This window comes from Streptomyces capillispiralis (assembly GCF_007829875.1).
Classification (GTDB): Bacteria; Actinomycetota; Actinomycetes; order Streptomycetales; family Streptomycetaceae; genus Streptomyces; species Streptomyces capillispiralis.
In genome coordinates this window covers 5,571,517-5,589,599 of record NZ_VIWV01000001.1, presented here as the reverse complement: position 1 = coordinate 5,589,599, position 18,083 = coordinate 5,571,517, and the positions used below count along the sequence as shown (strand labels likewise).

Below are 18,083 nucleotides of genomic sequence, written 5' to 3'. Positions count from 1 at the left end.
ACTCCGAAGAGCCCCGGACGTGCTGTCACCTACGGCTGTGCGGTCGTCTCGCGCGGCTCGTGCCGCTGCCCTGCTGCCACCACCGTCCGGACCGCCTGCAACGCGGTGAGGTCCTCAAGGGGATCTCCGTCGACCACCAGCAGGTCCGCCCGGAACCCGGGAGCGATTCGCCCCGTCGTGTCGCCCAGCCCCAGCGCGCCAGCCGCGTCGGCGGTCGCCATATCGAGGATCTTGCTGTTCGGCAGGCCCAGGTGCGCGTAGAACGACAGGGCGGGCACCAGTCCGTCGAACCCCGTGCGCTGGACCCCGGCGTCGGTTCCGGCGATGAGCTTTGCGCCGGCCTCCGCCATCTGCCGTACGAGGTCGAACATGGCAGCCGCCCGTTCCTCGCCGAAGATGCGGGGGAGCATCTGCCAGTGAGGGCTGACGGCAGGGCAGACGGCGATGCCCCGGTCGATGATCTGCTTCAGGACGTCCTGGCGAAGGTCGAAGCCGTCGTTCGTCATCCACGTGCAGTGCTCGATCGTGTCGACGCCTGCTGCCACGGCGGCGACGATGCCGTCCGTACCGTGAGCGTGGGCTGCCACCGGCACTCCGGTCTGATGGGCCTCGTCCACCAGGGCCTGGAGTTCCTCCAGGGTGAACTGGCTCTGCCAGCTCTTCGGCCCGTCCTTGGTCAGACCGCCTCCGGTAACCATCGCCTTGATCACCCCGGCGCCCGCCGAGATGTTGTACCGCACGAGGTCACGGACCTCAGCCACACCGGAAACCTCACCTCCGAGGAAGTGGCAGTGCCCGCCGGGAGGCGTCGCGGGCGTACCCGCGGACACGATGCGCGGGCCCGGCCTGCCGCCACGGGCGATCTCCTCGTCCAAGCGCAGGGCAAGGCCGTCACGGTCACCCAGGTCACGGACCGTCGTCACACCGCTGCCCAGGAGCTGCTCCGCGCGAAGCCGCATGTCACTCAGCAGGGTCTCGTCGCTGGACGCCTGGAGCACGGCCACGGGGTCCGCGCCTCCGTCGAAGGCGAGGTGGACGTGAGCGTCGATGAGGCCGGGCACGATCGTTCCCGTGGGGAACGCGAGCCGCTCCACGTCCGTGCCGACCCGCCCCGCGAGCTGCGCGCGTGGTCCCACCGCCGTGATCGAGTCTCCCTCGACGAGGATGGCGCCGTCGTCCAGGTACTTCCCGGAGCTGACAAGAACCCGTCCTGCGGTGATCAGCATCTGGTCTCTCCTTGATCTTCGGTGCGGTCAGGCAGACAGGCGCAGCGCGTCCGACACGGCTATCAGCTGACGAACGTCCGCTTCTCGGTTGTCCTCCTCGGGCACGGCCAGCCGTACCGCCGGACGGGGGACGAGCGAGCCCTTCCCCATCGTGTCCACAGCGCGCCGAAGGCGGTCCGCCAACACGGCCGGAGGGAGAGCGAGCACTTCGATGTCCTCCGACGCGTCGACCAGGTGCGGGCTGACATCGACCAGTCCGTCACGGCACTCCACTATCCGTCGGTGGTAGCGACGGTGCACACCGCGCGCCCGCCACCGGTCCCACAGCCCGGACGAAGCGGGCCGCAGCACGTTCTCGGGGTACGCCTCGGCGAGCAGCTGCCACAGCGGAGCCAGCCGACGGTGGTCACGGCGACGCCGCAGCCAGAGCCGCGCCGACGTAACCCTCGCGCGGGCCCCCGGGTAGGTGACGCCCACGAAGAAGAGCAGGATGGACACCACGAGCAGGAACGCGACACCTGCCATGAGGGGCTGCGGCACGGTTCCGCCACTCCACCGAATGGCGACGAAGACCGCTCGGACCGCACAGGCCACCGCCATCGCGCTGAGGCCGATGGCGGCCATCCACAGGCCCGTGGCGTGCGGGCGCCGTGACATTCGGGCATAGCGTCGGGTCCAGCGGCCGGCGGCACCGAGGGCGTACATGAGGTACAGGCCGGCGCCGCCGTAGAAGAAGGCGATCTGGGGAATCGTCATGTCCGCCGTGCTGAAGGAACCGGCGAACACGTCGTGCGGGACCGACAGCGCGGCGACCGTGATCGCCAATGCCACGGCCGCGACGAGGAGTGCTTCCCGCCTGGCACGGAGCCGACCGGCCTGCCCATCGGCCGAGTACAGGTAGAAGCACATCAGGAAGTAGACGGTCAGCAGGAGCAGCACGTTCTGCATCAGCTTCGCGGTGCCGTGCCCGGCCACGGTATCGACGCCCGAGGCGCCGCCAGGCATGGCCAGCGGATACGACAGCGCGGCGCTCAGCAGGCACAACGTGACGGAACGAAGCGGCGCGTCATGAGGCGCTCGGGACCACTGGTACAGCTTCCAGACGACCGCGACCGCGAGGCCCAGGAGGATCACTTCGGTCATGGGTCAGAGCCACCCTCGCCGGTCGCCCAGCGCCGCCTGAACCCGTCGGACCGAGGGATCCTCGGAGAGCGGGGTGACGTGGTCGAGCACCGACGACCACTCCAGGATGATCGTGGCCGCGAGCTCGACGGCGCACTCTTCCCCGTCGTCGTACGAGCACCGGCGGGCCACACGCCGGATCAGGCCGGGATCAAGCACCGGGATCATCGTGGCCCAGCCTTCGACGAAGTCGTCCGGAGCTTCCTGCTCCTCCTCAGCCGGCTCGTCCTCGGCCACGATGAAGTGGAACGCCTCGTGCAGGATGATGTGGTCCTGATGCAGGGGAGTTGTTTCCTGCTGGTAGAGGACCACGTCCATCTGCGGCGTGTCGACCCACAGTCCCGACGGTCCGGGCTTCTCCAGCGGGAAGGGCCTCAGGACAATCGGGCGCCCACGCCTCTCGCCGAGCGCCCGGCACAGCTCCTTCACGTCCAGCGGCGGTTGGATGCCGAGGCTCTGGAGCTCGCGTCGTAGTCGGCGGTGCAGGTCTCGCTCCACCGTTCGCTTCGGAGCGGTACGCCACCTTCCCAACCGCCGACGGCTCACTCCGTCCTGCGCAGGAGCCTTGGGCTGAGCTGCGTCGCGGTCACTTCTTCCAGGCCACATCGGTGATCCCTCCGTCCCAGCCGTGGATGGCTCCGAGACTGAGCCGAGCGACGGCCGCGCCCGTTTCGACGATGTCCAGTCCCCGCCACACCGACGCAACCGAAGTGATCACGAGCATCGAGAGCAGTTCGTCGTGCCGCGAACGCCCCGACCCGTGGACCACACGGGTGCGCACACCCCAGACCCACCTGCTACCAACGTCGCTGGCGTGAACGATCGATGACAGATCGCAAAGCACTTGCGGCGGGCTTTGGGAACTGCATCGGAGGCTACGCGAAGCCCACACGAGGACCTGGCCGAAAGCGACCCCTGAAGCCACACCAACAGCGACCCAACAAATCGCACCAAATTAATGCACGTGACTGTAGATCATGCTTTTGAGCTGGCAATTCACGTAAGCGACGCGTCCACGCCAAGCGCACCCGGGAGCGCCAGCTTCGTTATCAATCCGAGATATATCCGCCGTTCCCAAATCGCTCAACTAGCCTCATATGGCGCAGAAATCTCCCACTCTCGCGACGGACAGCAGCTGTGGCCATGCCCACTTTCAGCCAGTCGACGCGTGATTCGCCGTTACGCTTCCGGCCATGCGCAGCGAGATACACAACCAAGGCGACGGCTACCTGGAGTTCTGGCGTGAGTACCATCTGTGCACTCTGACGACACTCCGTCCGGACGGCCGCCCGCATGTCGTGCCGGTTGGGGTCACCGTGGACGCCGACGCCGGTATCGCTCGGGTTATCACCCGCAAATCGAGCAGGAAAGTCGCCAACGTTCAGGCGGCACTTCCCGGCCAGGCACGCGTAGCCGTCTGCCAAGTAGACGGAGGGCGCTGGGCGACGCTGGAGGGCACAGCCGAAGTTCGCACCCACCCAGTCGCCGTGGAGGACGCTGTGGCGCGCTACGGGGAGCGGTACGGACGGACGCCGACTCCGGATCCGGAGCGCGTGGTCATCGAGATCACGATCGACCGGGCGATGGGGCAGGTGAGCTCCTCCCAACCGGGTAAGGCAAGAACTGCCGCCTAGCTCTCCCACACACGCCAACCACAGCCCCATCTCCTCGCCCGCAGGTCCGCGCTTCTTTCGCGCCCCATTACGAGGACGCCCGTGTCCCGATGCGGGACACGGGCTGCCGTGTGTCAATGCCCGGCGCCTACGCGTCGATGCCGTTGGCTGCGTTCAGGATCTCGACGCTCTCGGGGTCCTTCGGCGCCGAGCGTCGGTACTGGGGGTGGCCGAGGTCCATCTGGAGCGCCGCGTGGAGCGGAGCGGGGTATCGGGTCCGGTCTGACCAGGAGATGGCCTGGTGGCTGAGCCGGGCCGCGGCGACGGCCAGGATTTCCCGGTCGTAGCCTTTCCGCGTGTACATGGGGGTGATCTCGCGCGTGGTCATGCTGTACCACGGCGAGTTCAGTTCGTTCTCCCTGCGCTCATCGGCGTTCTTCGACGCCTTGCCCGGGTCGGCACGCCAGCGGGTCTTCCACTGTCCGTGGCGCTTCTTGCCGTAGTTGCGGGGCACGGTGAACAGGAACCAGGGGTGGCCTTCGGGCCGGTCTTCCGGGTAATACAGGTCGCTTGAGGTCTTGAGGGTGACGGTCTTGCCGTTCTTCTGTTTCTCGGTGACGGAGACCAGTCGCGGCATCTCTGCCTGCCTGCAGTTCATCCGAAGGATGCTGACGGGGTTCCAGGAAAGAGGAAGCCCGGTTCCGGGAAGCCACAGGCGGGGGTCGTCGGTGTCCTTGCTGAGGCCCTGCTTCTTGTTCTGGAGGCCAGGCCATACGCGGCGGCATGCGTGGCCGTCGATCATCAGGGCATACGGGAGTCCGTCTAGTTCGTCGTGAAGGTCCTTGAGAGCCTCTTGGACGTCTTCGCCAGCCTGTGCCCAGCGCTGGAAATCGCTGTCCCCGTCCTCCGTGTGAAGGGGGTAGTTGGCGGCGTGGAAGTTGCTCTGCGCCAAGGCGTAGTGCTCCCACTCCGGGTGGATGTTGCTCCAGCCGAGCATGCGCCAGGGGCCGCCGGGTTTCCGGGAGGGGATGATCGCGCTGGCGCAGATGATCCTCTTTGGCTCCCCCTTGAACTTGCGATCGGTGGCCTGCTTGCGGATGTGGATACCGACGAACGCCATGCGGGGCAGCGGGTAGGGGTCGTCGTTCGGGTAGAGGGCTCGTTCGAAGCGGTCGTCCACCACTCCGCACGACCGGTAGAGATCCAACAGGCCCATGTAGACGCGGTGGTCCTCAAAGGCCTTCTTGGGCTTCTTGACGATGCTGAAGGTCTTGGTGAAGGGGTCGTACACCCTGCCGATGAGGAACTGGGACGGCACCGTGGCCTTGGCCAGTTCGCGCACGACCTGGTGCTTGGCGTCGCTTTCCTCAAGGGCCTTCTTCACATCGGCGGGCTTCATTCCCTCGTGCTCTTCGCCTCGCACAGGGATCTCGGTCTCGCACCAGGCGGCAAGAAGAACGCCGGTCTCCGCGAACCGGCTGGTGATCTTTTCTGTGTCCGAGGCACGCTGGGTAGCGGGACCGTGTGCCAGAAGCTCCTCGGCGTTGCAGAAGACGGCCTCGATGCCAGGCGCGAGGGGGACGGATTCACCGTCGATGGGGTCGAGTTCGTCCGGGTCGAGGCCGTAGGGGTGGGCCAGGCCGTGGATCATCCGCATCCGGGTCTCGTCCCGGTACCACAGGCACAGGATGCGCAGGGTCCTGTACCCGGCCGTCTCGATTGAGCGACGGATGCTCTCCGGCGAGGGCTTGCCGACCAGGTCGACGTACTCGCCATTCTCCTTCTTCCGCGTCTTGTCCTTGCCCTCGGCGGAGGTTGCCGACTCATGGGCTCGCTTGCCGAAGATGTTCCCCTTCGACTTCAGCTCAAGGGCGGACACCTTGTCACCAAGAGCACGACCGATGTGCTCCTGGAGTAGCGCCAGGTGGTGGGTGCCGGCACCCGTGCCGACGGCGAAGGAGTCCGTCTTCGGCATCGTGGGCCGGATCGCCCCGGGCGGTGGCGTCAGGATGTCGATCCTCTTGCCGTTCTCGTCCCGGACGTTGAGCAGGCTTCGCTCGTCAGCGACGCGTTCCTCGATGGCGTTGAGCGAGGTCCTGTCGGCGTCCATCTTCGCGAGGATCTCCAACGCGTGCCTGTTCGTCTGACGCAGGCCACGCCCGTCCAGGGACAGGGAGAGCAGCGGCCGGTCCTTCCCCTGGTCCACCAGGACGGTGCTGGAGTGGATCACGGTGTTGTTGACACGGCGGATGTGCGCGTTCAGGTTCAGGATGGGGTTGGGCTCGGCCGTGTACGTGGCCATCTTGATCGACAGGCGGGAGAGCGCGTACTGGACCTGCGCCCGGGTGGGGTTCTCAGGCCGGGCCTTGACCGCATCACCGAGGTCCACCGGATGGGCGAGACCCGCGAAGACCGGACCGATAGGGTTGTCCCACGCGATCAGGTCACCGTTGCTGACAGGCCGGTAGTCCAACGACGCGACGTTTCCTGAGGGCTGCCAGTCGACGGTCCTGTACTTGGTCTCACCGTTCTTGCCCTCGTACTCCTCGAGGACCGGCTCCATCTCCCGGTCCTCGAACGACACGGAAGCCAGCTTCTTGGCGATGTGCCACCTCACCGCCTCGTAAGCCCAGCTGTCGGGGCTGGCGGGCTTACCGTCGTCCTTGGGCAGGATGTTGTCGGCGAGGCTCAGGCGTTGGGGAACTGTGTCCGCGATGCGCTTGGCCAGGTCGGGGACGTCCCTCAAAGGGATCTCGTCCACAGGAACCTTGCGGACGATTCCTTCCAGGTAGGCGAAGACGTCCCTGAGGATCTCGGGCCTCACGGGGTTGAGCGTCACCATGAACGCCAGGTGCTTGTCCAGGTAGACATAACCGTCAGTGATCTGCTGGAGAACGGTGACGGCGATGGAGTACGGAACGAGGAACGGGTCCGATTCCTGTTCGTTCTTGATCCATTTGCTGTTCTGCGCCGCCGTACCCCTCAGATCCCTCCACGCCTTGCGTGTAGGCGAGTGATAGTCCCCGAAGTTCCAGACCATGGCGGTCATGCCGTGCAGGAGTTCCCTGGTGCACCTGATCGAGGTGGTGCGTGCGGTGAGATCCCGCTGGTTGTTGCTTCGCCCCATTGGGCGTTACCTCGTCTTTCTGGTTCCTCTCCCCGGGCAGAGGGAAGTGGTCGCAACTCCGTCTCGAAAAGGCGGAGACTGGCAGTGGACGGTTCAAATCATGTCGCGGTCGAGACCCGCGTAGGTCAGGAATGCCTGAAGCGCTTGACCGTAGAGCTCGTTCATGATCTCGCGCTGCTCCGGATTCCAGTCGGCGTAGATCTGTTTGATGATCGTGGCCAGGTCCGAACTGAACTTCTTGTCGTGAATGGAGTGGTCCACGATGTGGAGGGTCATGTCGGTCTCGCCTCGGCGAGCTCGGCCGGCAAGTTGGATGAGCAGCACGAGCATGCCTGCCACGAGTTCCTTGCGGAGGTCGTGGTCCATGTTGGAGAACCGGGCCGGCGAGCGAAGGATCTTGGAGAGCTGCTTCCACGAGGCTTCGCTGGCCTTTCGCAGGACTGGAAGAGGCTCGTCACTACCGTCAGCGGGAAGAGAGTTGACTCCGGCAGCGTTGACGCTCGCGTGCATCCAGTCGGTGTCCTCGATGCTGAGGACGGGACGCACGCACAGGTAGATGTCGCGGACCGCCGAGCGGGTACCGACCACGATGTTCAGGCCTCGCCCGATGACTGCGAGCGGGGCGATCAGGATCTCACCGCGGTCGGGGAACTCCTTCAGCTCCTCCCGGACCATCCTGTCCACGTGGGCGGGGAGATGCTCCTCGTAGTTCTGCTTCTCCGGTTTCTTCACCAGCAGGCAGACCCGGTGATTCAGGCCGTCTGCCTGTGCCACTCCCGAGGCGAGGTAGGCGGCCTGCTCGTAGGAGTTGACAGCGAGGATGACGCGGGCTCGTTCTGGTTCCTGTTTCTCCAGGCGGGCGAGGCGCTTGGCGAGTTGCTGCTCGTACAGGCCCCTGCCGAGGTCGCGCAGAGCGTTGGGTTTGAGTTCGGGCGGGAGTCCTCCGATCCTTATGGCGTCGCCGTTGCGGCCTCGAACCGGCGTGGGAACGGTGACGATGGACTCAGGGCGGGTATCGGGCAGCCACCAGCGCACGGGGGCGTGGATGTGCTCCTGTACGGCCTGAGGAAGGTAGGCGGTCGCGGACAGGCCCATGACCGGTCGCTGCACTCCGGCGGTCAGCAGAGCGGTGAGGCCACCGAGTTCGGAGACGAAGGTGTGCGGGTCGCCACCGAAGGAACGGGAGAGGAGTTCCGCCTCCTTCTCCTTGTTGTCCATTCCCTTCACCTGGTAGCCGTGGATGGACCGGCCCAGCATCGCCAGGGGATAGAGGGTGGCGACCGTACTGCTGCGCATGGTTTCGAGGATCTTGCGGACTGACCCGAGGTCCAGGTAACGCAGGGTCTGTGCCCGCTCGCGCAGACTGTCCAGCGCAGCGTCGAGTTCCCGGAGCACAGTACGGGTGACCAGTAGGTTCACCACCGCTGACCGCTTGTACGCATCCGGCACGACGACTGCCAGGAGCTTGCGCATCTCCTCGCGCGTGTCGGTGAGATGGTCTTGGCCCCGCTGGGCGGTAAGCACTGTCAGGGCTGTCTGGACGGCCTCCCAGTCGGCTCCCTCGGGGAGTTCGGTCTCCTCGTACAACTCGGACTCATGCCAGTGGGCGGGCATGACCTCTTCGAGAACGGCGAAGAGCTCAGGGGGGATGTCCTCGCCGGCCGTCTGGTCGGGGAAGAGGAGCTGGAGGATTTCACGGTCCCGGGAGCGGGCCAGGCGCCAGCCGGTGTTGTCACGGCTGGCTCCGTCGGGATTGTCCGTCTCGTTGCCCGGGTTCAGCTTCAACCCGCTGCCGGAGCAGAGCCACAGCAGCAGCATCTCGGCCATCAGGCGGGCGTGGCTGACCGGAGAGACCAGGTCCATCTCGTGGACGAGGGGAAGGTTCTTGGCGTCCTGGTCGATCTCCCGAAGAGCGGTCGTCCGCTTCCGGGACGCCAGGGTGATCTCCGAGGTGCAGCGGCTGACGGCGGCCGTCTGGAAGGCGTCGATCTCGTCGATCAGCATCACGTCGCAGGCCCGCAGCGTCATCTCCAGTACGCTCATGCCCCTCGTACCGCGTGCCTTGCCGCGGAACTCCTGCCCGTCCAGCACGACACCGATGCGGGTCCGGCCTTCCAGCAGGTTCGCGTGGTTGGTGACGACCACGGCCGCGTCGGCAGCCTGGTAGAACTGCTGGAACTTGCCGCAGACAGGGGCGAAGGAGCAGGTGTGCCGGGTGGATCCGGTGGCGGCGGAGGTCAGCGACGTGCAGTTCTCCTCGCCGTACGGGTACAGGTTCGGGGGATCCATGAGGGCCCGCTGCGCGCAGCCGGCCGACAGGAGCCCGATGTCGGTCCTGGCACGACGATCCCACTGGTCGATCTGGGTGGAGGGGCTGAGGGCGGCGTAGTCCATGGCTCGGCGGTGCATGCTCGTCGGCGACATCAGCGGAGTACAGTGTGCGGGCTCGGGGAGATGTCTCTCCCTGTGCAGGTAGGCCAGGTCGTTGTTGATGTCCCAGGCCATGTCGAGGGTTGCCCGGACGTCGGTGACCGCGAGGGCGATCCGGACGTCGTTGAGCGCCGCCCAGGACGCCATGACCCGCACCAGGACCGTCTTGCCGCTTCCCGTCGGGGCGTTGAGGACCTGGAGGTCCCCCGAGGTCAGGTCGAGTTCTGTCAGCTCACCGTCGGTGGTCTTCATGCCCTTGAAGAAGCGCTTCAGGGTCTTGTGGAGGTAGGCGACGCTCTTGTCCTGGCCGCTGAGGATCTTGGCGACCTTCAGGAGTTCCTTCACCGTCGGTGCCACACGGTCGCGCTGCGGACGGGTCCTCACCTGTGGTAGAGCCTCGTGACCGGGCGCTTCAAGGAAGCCGGGGGTCTCCTGGATGTGGATGTCACGGCTGGTCGTGCCGTGCTCCTTGCCCAGGTAGGCGGTTCTCGTCCTGTGCGTGCCGGGGCCGGCGAACGCCTGCGCCTTGGGGCGCTTGCCGAAGGTGAAGAAGGGGCCGACAACACGCCGCGCGTAGTCGAGGCAGTTCCCTCCCACCCGGGGAATGACGGCGTCGGCCGTTTCGGGTTCCCTGGTCGGCAGTCGCAGCGAACCGCCTGTCCTGTCGGCCATGTCGGCATCGAGAGCGAAGGCTCCGAGCAACGCGAGGGCCGCCACCTTGAGCTTCTTCGGGTCCGTCCACTCCGGCGACATCAGGACCATCACCTGACGGATGACGTTCCTCTCGGCCACCGGCAGCCTCGCCCACTCCGACCACGCCCGCGGCTTGCGGTGGGCGAAGAAGGAAGCCTCTTCGAAACCGGCCAGCACCAGGCCCTCGTCGTCTTTGCGCGGAAAGTAGTGCGCCGCCAGTGCGAGTGCCCCCGCCAGGCCGGCTTCCCGGCCCGTCATCTCCCCGCTCACGCCCGGCCCTCCTTGACTCCCGTGATGACCATCTCGACGTAGTCGGTGGCGATCATCGCCGCCTTCATCCCGTGCATGCGGCACACCATGTCAAGCTGGGCCACCTGCTCCTGGCGGTGGTCAGGTACGACCAGGAACTCCGCTCCTCCTCGGTCGCCACCGTCCATGTGGAGTTTGCTGACCAGGTGGTTCACCCACGTGTAGTCCTTGAAGTCGGCGGGGAACGCCGGTTTCTCGCTGTCCGGGTGAGTGATCCAGTGATCGCACTGGTCTCCGTTGGGCCACAGGTGTGACGTCCAGGCCGTGCCCTCAAGGTCCGCTGCGACAGCCCGGTGAAGAGCCAGTTCAGGGAGGCCGGGGACAACGGTGTAGCGCCAGACGGGCCGCACCAACGCCACGTACTCCTCGACTGGCTGAGCCTCCGGCAGCTGCGGAACGGCCCCGGTCCACAGTGCCGCGAAACGTCCGGACGGGACTCTGCACCCAAACGTCGGGCTCAGGGTGGGTGCCGACTTCTTCCGAGCGGTCACGACGAACTCGTAGGACGCGCCGGTCTCCTCGTGCCAGGGGTACAGACACCGCACCCTGCCCTGGATGCGTGCACCGGAACGGGTGGCTGCCACCTTCATCGGCCACTTGCAGGCGGGACAAGGCCACCACCAACCGTTGTACTGCGCATATTGGGAGATCGGCTTGTAGAAGTCGTTCGCCCGGGACGGCAGCTTGAGGTCGGGGAGGCTTCCCTTTGGGACCGTCGGGTTCTCCACCAGCGTGGTGCGGTGCCTCTCGTAGAAGGGGCCTTTGATCGCGCTGAAGACGGCTTCCTGGCTGTACTCGTCATCCAGCTTGGGTTTCGTCACCTGCCCGCTGAACTTGCCGACCTTCTGAGCGGCCCGCATGACGCGCTGGGCTTCGTGCCGGAAGTCGAACCCGTCCTCGGTGGCGACTCCCTCACTGTCCATCAGCCGCACGCCGGCGAGAGCCCGGGTGTCGATCCAGTCCGGCAGCAAACCCTCCAGGGAGCCTGCCCGGTCACCGGTGAGCCTCCCCAGCAGTTCCTCGAAGCGGATCAGATGCCCGGGGCCGCACGCCGCCATCAGGATCCCGTGGGCCTCGATGAGCCGGTCCAGACGCTTCGGGCCGTCCAGTTCCTCGCTGGCGATCGCGTGCTCACACACGGCGAACGCCTTGACGATTTCCAGCAGGGCATGCGTCTGCTGAATGCCTGTTGTGTCGTCAGCTTGCATCACGAGCCGGAACCCTACGACAGGGCACTGACAGTGGCCCTCCCCTGAAGGCCCTAATCGAATATGCCTTCGAACCCCTGGGTGTCGATGCCGGGATACAGAGCACGGTAGGCGTCGAGGTGGTCGGTGATATGGCGCCGGCCGGAGTCGGTGAGAAGCCACCGGTACGGGCCGTGGGTCACGCCGTCAGGGTGTCGTAGGACGATGAAGCCCCTGCTCGGGGTGCGCCCGTCGGGGCTCTGCCCCACCGCGAGGTAGTGCGGTCCACGTCCGGCAAGACTGCCGTCCACTCCCTGTGCCCCAGCGCGTGCGACACGGACCATGATCTTCCACAACCACGGCGACAGAAGCGGCGCCGGCGGTCCGGCTTCGCGGGAGACACCCAGCGCTGTGCGGGTCACCGCCCTGCCACGCCGGGTCATTTCGACCCTGGTGCGGGGCACGTCCCCCAGTCCGTCGAGGTGTACCCGGTCCCGGTACACACGGATCAGGCCCCGTCGTTCCAGAGCGGCCACAGAAGACCCGGCTCCCGGATCATGCACCCCGGCCTCGCGCAGCCGCTCCTGAATGCGGGTGTAGCCGACGACGTCGGACGGGGCGGAGAGGGCGAGTGTCATGCGCCGCCACTCGACTGCTGGCTGGCGCCGCGCTCCCGCGTAGCGGTTCTGCCGCTGCTCCGCCTCGGCCTCCTGGTCCTGCTGGAAGATGCAGGTCAGGTAGGTGCGCTGCCGGGCGTTGAGAGCCTGCCAGGCAGTCATCGACTCCTCGGACGGCCGTCGCGGCTGTCTCTCGGGAAGTACCGGGAGGGGGTCCTCCGGGCGGCTGCGGTGCCAGGCGTCCATCACCACCCGGACAGGAACCCCGTAGACCTGGGCAAGCATGCGCACCACCTGCCCCAGGGTTTCGGGCGAGCGCCACATCCAGCCGCGTACGTGACGGCCGCGTTCCAGGTCCCGGATCTTCTCGGCGCTGAGATGCAGACCCTGTGCGCCCCGCTTACGCCGCAGAACGGAGGCGGCCTCTTCCGTGCTGATGCCCGCGACGCGGCGCAGGTCCGCGAGGGTCTCGGTGCCTGGCTCGTTGCCCGTCAAATCCCGAGCATCACAGTGCAACACCTCCAGCAGCCGTCCGAAGGCCCGATCGCCAACGGCCCGTGCTCCCGTCTCCCAGTGGCGCACGGCACGTGACGTGACACCGACGGCCTCAGCGAGCTCCTCCACGCTCATGTCCCTGAACAGTCGCTGGCGTACCAGTGCCTGGGGAGAGATGGACTGCGCCATGCCCCTAGCAAATCGCAGTGAACAGTTCACTGCAACTGTTTTCTAGTCCGGGCCGCCAACGGCGCCGCGGCACTGTGCACTCGAAGACGTATGCGCCCGCCGTCGGCCAACCCGATCTCGCGGATCTCCTATCCGCACCGCCTGCTCAGAACAGGGCAGACTGATTTGGCTCGACGTGCTCGTTTGAATTGGTCGGTGCGGGTACGCGGCCGGTGCGCTCGTTCTGCAGATCCCACAATTCACGGAACAAGCCGTCCTGCTGGGCCAGCAGCTCCTCGGGGGTGCCGTGCTGGATGACGCGGCCTTTGTCCAGAACGACGATGCGGTCGGCGATGGTCACGTTGGTGAGCCTGTGCGTGACCAGGACGACGGCGCGGTCGGCGGCGAGCTGGCGCAGCCCGGTGAAGATGCGGTGCTCGGCCCTTGGGTCGAGGGCCGCGGTCGGTTCGTCCAGGACGAGCAGTCCGGCCGGCCGATGGAAGGCGCGGGCGAGCGCGATCCTCTGCCACTGTCCGCCGGACAGTTCCTGCCCACCCCACCACTCCTTGGCCAGCAGGGTGTTCAGCCCGCTCCGCAACCCGTCGATGACCTCGTCTGCGCCTGCGGCACGCGCCGCGGCGAGCACTGCGGCGTCCCCTTGCTCGGTGGCCTGGCCGAGGGTGATGTTCTCTCGCGCCGACAGAGGCCAGCACGCGTAGGCCTGCGGTACGACGGCGACACGCTCCCAGGTGGCATGCGCGTCCAGCTCCCGGGTGTCGGTTCCGTCCCAGGAAACGGCTCCCTGATCGGGCAGGTACAGAGCCGACAGGATCTTGCTGAGGGTGGTCTTGCCGGAGCCGTTCTCGCCCACCAGCGCGACGACTTCGCCGCGCCGGACCTCCAAGGAGACGTCGTCGAGGGCGGGCCGGTCGGCGCTGGGGTACTGGAAGGTGATGTTCTCGGCGCGTACGACGGTGGGGGCGGCCGGCGCCTGAGAGCCGCGGTCGATGCGATGCCCGCCGGCTTCGTCGATGAAGTCCGCCCAGTCGTCCAAGTACATTCCGGTGCGGAAGAGTTGGGCCCCGTAGCCGACGATCCCGTCCAGTCCCGCGCTGACGCGGCCCAGTGCGAGGAACGCGGTGCCGACGGCGGCGACCGAGATCTGCCCGGTGAACACCAGTAGCGCCAGGGCCACCCACACCACCGCGTGGGCGAGTCCTCCCGCGACCCCGCCCAGCAGGGAGATCCTGGCCGAGCGCCAGGTGGCCTGGTCGGTGGTCCTGTCGATCCGCGCCCCGGCCGTGCGGTACTTGTCGAGCAGGAACGGCGCCATGGTGCCGGAGCGGACCTGGTCGGCGGTCTGCTTGTCGACCACGTACCAGCGCAGCATGCCCAGCAGCCGCCGGTCCTTCGTCGTGGCGAGCGAGGCGATGTAGCTGATGCGCGCCGCCCGCACGCTGGCCACGCCCTTCGGCAAGGCCGCCAGGAGGAGCAGAGGCAGAAGGATCGGGTGCACGGCGGTCAGGACAAACGCCGAGGCGATCAGCGATGCCGAGGCGCCGAGGATGTACTGGGCTTCGGTGAGGAGGTCCCTGGAGACCTCCACTCCGCGGTCGGCCGCGTCCCAGCGGTCGTTGTATCCGGGGTTGTCGTACGCGGCGAGTTCCGCCTTGGTCGCCGCGTCGAGGAGCTCGAGTTCGGCCTCCCGGGCGATACGCGGGGCCAGCCGGGCCGACAGCGCGGTGGAGGCGATGCCCAGCAGGGCGCGCAGACCGATGGCCCCCGACAGGACGGCGAGGGACGGTACGGCGGAGCGGAGCTGGTCGCCGCTGATGTGCTGCGAGGCGATCAGCGGCTTGATCACCCCGGTGGTTGCCATCAGCCCGAACGCTTCCAGCACCCCCGAGAGGAGTTGCACGCCCAGCAGGGCGATGACCGCGGCGCGGTCGACCTGCCAGCCCAGTGCGAGGGACCGGCGGATCAGTTGGGGCAGTCGTCGGGCCATCGCACGGGTCGTGATCGCGTTGGCGGCCTCGATACGGCGGTCCCCGGGGATGACGAACTTCAGTTCCTCATCCGAGACCTCCGCCTCGCCGGTCGGCGCGGTTGTCGCGGTGGGCTTCGGGATGGTTGTCATCGGCTCCAGCCCTCCGCCGACACGCGGTGCCCGGCCGGGGAGGGCGTACGGAGTCCCAGCGGATCACGCTGTTCGCGGATGAGTACCAGGTGCGGACCGATCACGGTTTGATACGCCAAGACGTCCCCCTGTGTGCCGTTCGTGGTTGAGGCTGTTGCTCGTCCGCCGTTTCGTTCAGCGCGGTCGGAAGGTGCTGGATGGTCACGACGTGCCTCCGCTCGCCTCAAGGCCGTTGAGCTCGTCTTCGAGGTCCTCAAGGTCACTGAGCAGGCGGCGGATGGCGATCTGACGCTCGTGCCAGTGCCGCTTCAGATCCGCCTCCGCCTCCCCCGGCAGGTCGTACTCGGCGGTGGTGGCGCCGTAGAAGCTGAACAGCATGTACAGCAGCGCGATCCGGGCGCATGCCCGCACCTCCTGCATCGGGAGGCTGGGGTGCTCCGAGTGGTAGGCCCTGGCCATCGCCAGGGCGCAAGCGGCCCAATCGGTGCTGGTGGCGACGGTGCGCGGGTCGAACGCCGCCCGCCCCAACTCCCAGGCCGGCATCGCGCTGGCGCAGCGGAAGTCGATGACGCCGGTGACTGCGTCGGCGAGGGTGATCAGGTTGGTGCGGCTGAGATCCGCATGCAGTGCCTGTTCCGCCAGGGTCTCGGGCAGATGTTCCCGCAACTGGTGGATGTGGGTCCGCAGGTCCTCACGCCGCTGGTCGAGGTCGAGGCGCAGTTGGTCGAGACGGTCGTGGCCTTGGCTCGTGGCTCTGGCCAGCACGGCGTCGCATTTCGCTGCGGCGTCCTCGACGGGCTCGGTCCGCCAGCGGGTCTGCTGCACGCGCTTCGGCAGCGGGTACGCGGCGAGCGCACGGTGCATGCGTCCCATGACGACGCCGATGTGCTCGGCGAGGGGTACCGTCATCGCCGAGGGGTTCACCCGACCGGGAGCCTCGTCGACCACGGCCCACGCACTGCCTCCCGCGATGGTGACCAGATTGTCGTTGGCGTCGGGCCACACCCGCGGAACGGGGAGCTTCGCGGCCCGACAGTATTCCGACATGTCCCACGCGTTGCGCGCCTCGTCCAGGTCGGCCATCGACGGGTACTGCTTGACGTACAGCCGCAGCCCGTCGTCCGTCAGGACTCGCCGGTTGATGGTGTCCGTGCCCATGTGCACCGGTTCGACGATGTCGGCGACCAGCCCGTACCGGTCTTCCAGCACGTCGGCGGTCAACGTCTCGCCCCAGCCTGTTTCGTCCATACAGATCACCGACCTTCGTGTGCGGAGGGACGGCATGCCGTGAGGACGGTGAGGGTGTTGGTGACGGTCAGTTCGAAGTCATCGCAACGAACGCCGAACAGGCGCGGAGCCGCGGAGGTTCGAGCGAAGACGTTCACGTACGCCACCCGACCCACACCTGCTTGCGGGTCTCCAGACGCAGGTTCTCCAGCATGATGTGCGCCTCGTCGACCAGACCGACGTCGCGGTGCTTGATCCCCCAGTTCAGCGAGTCCAGGGCGTCCAGTGCCCCGTACGCCCGGCATGCGACGAGTTCCTCCGTGGTGAGGGGGCGGCCGTATCCGTGGTGGAAGGCGGCGTTGAGGTCGGGGCGGTGGCTCAGAATCCGGTAGCGCAGCCGACTCAGATCCCGGTAGGCGGCGGACCGAAACTCGGCCCTTTCGAAGTCGATGACCCGCAGACGCTGCTCGGTCTCGTCCCACATCCAGTTCTTGGGCATGTAGTCGCCGTGCTGGGATACCTGGGGCAGGCTCGGAGGAGCTTCCTCGGCGAACGTGCGCACCATCGCGAGGTCGTGCTCCGGTGCGTACGCCGCCGTCCGGTCCAGCAGTTGGGCGACCGCCTCGTCCCACGCCTCCTCCGTTGCTTCCGGCGTCGGCTCGTCGGCTGCTGCGGTGTGGAACCGGGCGAGCAGTTCGCCGGCCTGCTCGTAGGCCGCCCGTTCCTGCTCGGCCGGCAGACACAGCGTGTCGAGGCTACGTCCGGGCACGGCGGTGATCAGGACAGTACGCGTCTGCGGGTCCACGGCGACCAACTCGGGTACACGGCCAGCGCCCATGGCCACGGTCCACTTCTGATACGCGGTCACCTCGCGGTGGTGGAGCTTCGGGCCCGCGTGGACCTTCCCGAACCACCTCTTGCCATCAGGCCCGTTGATCTCCCAGACGGAAGGTCGGATGTCGCCGGGCCGGGGGTGCTCGGCGACCACCGTGTACGTGTCGGTCACCGACTCCACCAGGTGGTGTAGTGCGCTGGGCATGTCGGTCACGGTGCGCCCTTCCGCTCGCCGAGCCCTCCGACCGCGCCACGATGGGTGACGGGTCGGATGCGCTCAGTGTCCTGTTGTGGGTGGGTAGCTTGCCAGGGGGCACTGACAATGCGGCCTGAGCTGGTCATCTGAGGGTCGGAACGCGGAGGACGGTCCCGGAGGCCATCTCGGTCAGGGACTCGTCGAGCACCTCACAGCTCCAGCCGAGCGTCACGAGGTGCGGGTCGTTCTCGGCCTTGACGCGCTCCCGCAGGGCCCTGACCCGGGCCAGCGCGCTGTCACGGCTGATGCGGGCCCGGTCCGCGAACTCCTGTGACGTCGCACCGATCGCGACCATCCGCCATGTCTCGATCTCCGTTTCCGAGAAAGCCTCCGGGAAGGCGGTCGTCTCGGGACGCTGGAGTTGCCCGGTGACGAAGCAGGCGTGGACGACGGCGGCCCGGCCTCGCACGCCGAGCTTCTGTCCGCAGTGCTTCAGCTGCACGTTGATCGTGCCGACGGTGATGGACAGCTCGGAGGCGATCGCGTGGGTGTTCTCGCCCTCCGCGACCTTCTGGGCGATCCGGAGCTGTGCGGGTGTCAGCGGAAGGGCCGCAGGCGGGCGGGTCGGGCGGGCACTCACGG

At 67.1% G+C, this 18,083-nt stretch carries 13 protein-coding genes; 1 reads left to right on the top strand and 12 read right to left on the bottom strand.

Annotated elements, in window-relative coordinates; genetic code table 11:
- Positions 1-29: 29 nt before the first annotated feature.
- The 4 genes from FHX78_RS24355 to FHX78_RS24340 form a co-directional block, all read right to left on the bottom strand.
- Entirely contained in the window at positions 30-1,226 is a 1,197-nt protein-coding gene (locus tag FHX78_RS24355; protein ID WP_145869540.1) for an amidohydrolase family protein, read from the bottom strand.
- Between the two features lie 27 nt (positions 1,227-1,253).
- Positions 1,254-2,369 (bottom strand): MAB_1171c family putative transporter, encoded by a 1,116-nt coding sequence (locus FHX78_RS24350; protein WP_145869539.1) that lies wholly within the window; start codon positions 2,367-2,369, stop codon positions 1,254-1,256.
- Positions 2,370-2,372: 3 nt separating this feature from the next.
- Positions 2,373-2,906 carry a hypothetical protein gene (locus FHX78_RS24345; protein WP_145869538.1) on the bottom strand — a complete coding sequence of 178 codons (534 nt, stop codon included), beginning with the start codon at positions 2,904-2,906 and terminating at the stop codon, positions 2,373-2,375.
- 88 nt (positions 2,907-2,994) lie between these two features.
- Positions 2,995-3,189: a hypothetical protein gene (locus FHX78_RS24340; RefSeq protein ID WP_145869537.1), complete on the bottom strand. Its 195-nt coding sequence runs from the start codon at positions 3,187-3,189 to the stop codon at positions 2,995-2,997.
- Between the two features lie 412 nt (positions 3,190-3,601).
- Here FHX78_RS24340 and FHX78_RS24335 point away from each other — a divergent pair, with 412 nt between their 5' ends.
- Entirely contained in the window at positions 3,602-4,042 is a 441-nt protein-coding gene (locus FHX78_RS24335; RefSeq protein ID WP_145869536.1) for a pyridoxamine 5'-phosphate oxidase family protein, read from the top strand.
- A gap of 127 nt (positions 4,043-4,169) precedes the next feature.
- Here FHX78_RS24335 and FHX78_RS24330 read toward each other — a convergent pair whose 3' ends face one another.
- The 8 genes from FHX78_RS24330 to FHX78_RS24295 all read right to left on the bottom strand — a co-directional run bounded on the left by FHX78_RS24330 (position 4,170) and on the right by FHX78_RS24295 (position 18,081).
- On the bottom strand, positions 4,170-7,070 hold the full coding sequence (locus tag FHX78_RS24330) for an RNaseH domain-containing protein (protein ID WP_229924186.1): 2,901 nt from the start codon (positions 7,068-7,070) through the stop codon (positions 4,170-4,172).
- Positions 7,071-7,241: 171 nt separating this feature from the next.
- A complete protein-coding gene (locus FHX78_RS24325) occupies positions 7,242-10,541 on the bottom strand; it encodes a hypothetical protein (protein ID WP_145869534.1) in 3,300 nt (1,099 codons plus the stop codon).
- Entirely contained in the window at positions 10,538-11,788 is a 1,251-nt protein-coding gene (locus FHX78_RS24320) for a restriction endonuclease-related protein (protein ID WP_145872136.1), read from the bottom strand. Before FHX78_RS24320 ends, FHX78_RS24325 begins: the two co-directional genes overlap by 4 nt.
- Before the next feature lie 53 nt (positions 11,789-11,841).
- Positions 11,842-13,068: an XRE family transcriptional regulator gene (locus FHX78_RS24315; protein ID WP_145869533.1), complete on the bottom strand. Its 1,227-nt coding sequence runs from the start codon at positions 13,066-13,068 to the stop codon at positions 11,842-11,844.
- Positions 13,069-13,213: 145 nt separating this feature from the next.
- A complete protein-coding gene (locus FHX78_RS24310) occupies positions 13,214-15,184 on the bottom strand; it encodes an ABC transporter ATP-binding protein (protein ID WP_145869532.1) in 1,971 nt (656 codons plus the stop codon).
- A 201-nt stretch (positions 15,185-15,385) separates the two neighbouring features.
- Positions 15,386-16,432: a phosphotransferase enzyme family protein gene (locus FHX78_RS24305; protein ID WP_145869531.1), complete on the bottom strand. Its 1,047-nt coding sequence runs from the start codon at positions 16,430-16,432 to the stop codon at positions 15,386-15,388.
- Between the two features lie 133 nt (positions 16,433-16,565).
- A complete protein-coding gene (locus FHX78_RS24300; protein ID WP_145869530.1) occupies positions 16,566-17,450 on the bottom strand; it encodes a phosphotransferase enzyme family protein in 885 nt (294 codons plus the stop codon).
- 133 nt (positions 17,451-17,583) lie between these two features.
- Positions 17,584-18,081 (bottom strand): LuxR C-terminal-related transcriptional regulator, encoded by a 498-nt coding sequence (locus tag FHX78_RS24295; RefSeq protein WP_167531840.1) that lies wholly within the window; start codon positions 18,079-18,081, stop codon positions 17,584-17,586.
- Positions 18,082-18,083 lie beyond the last annotated feature (2 nt).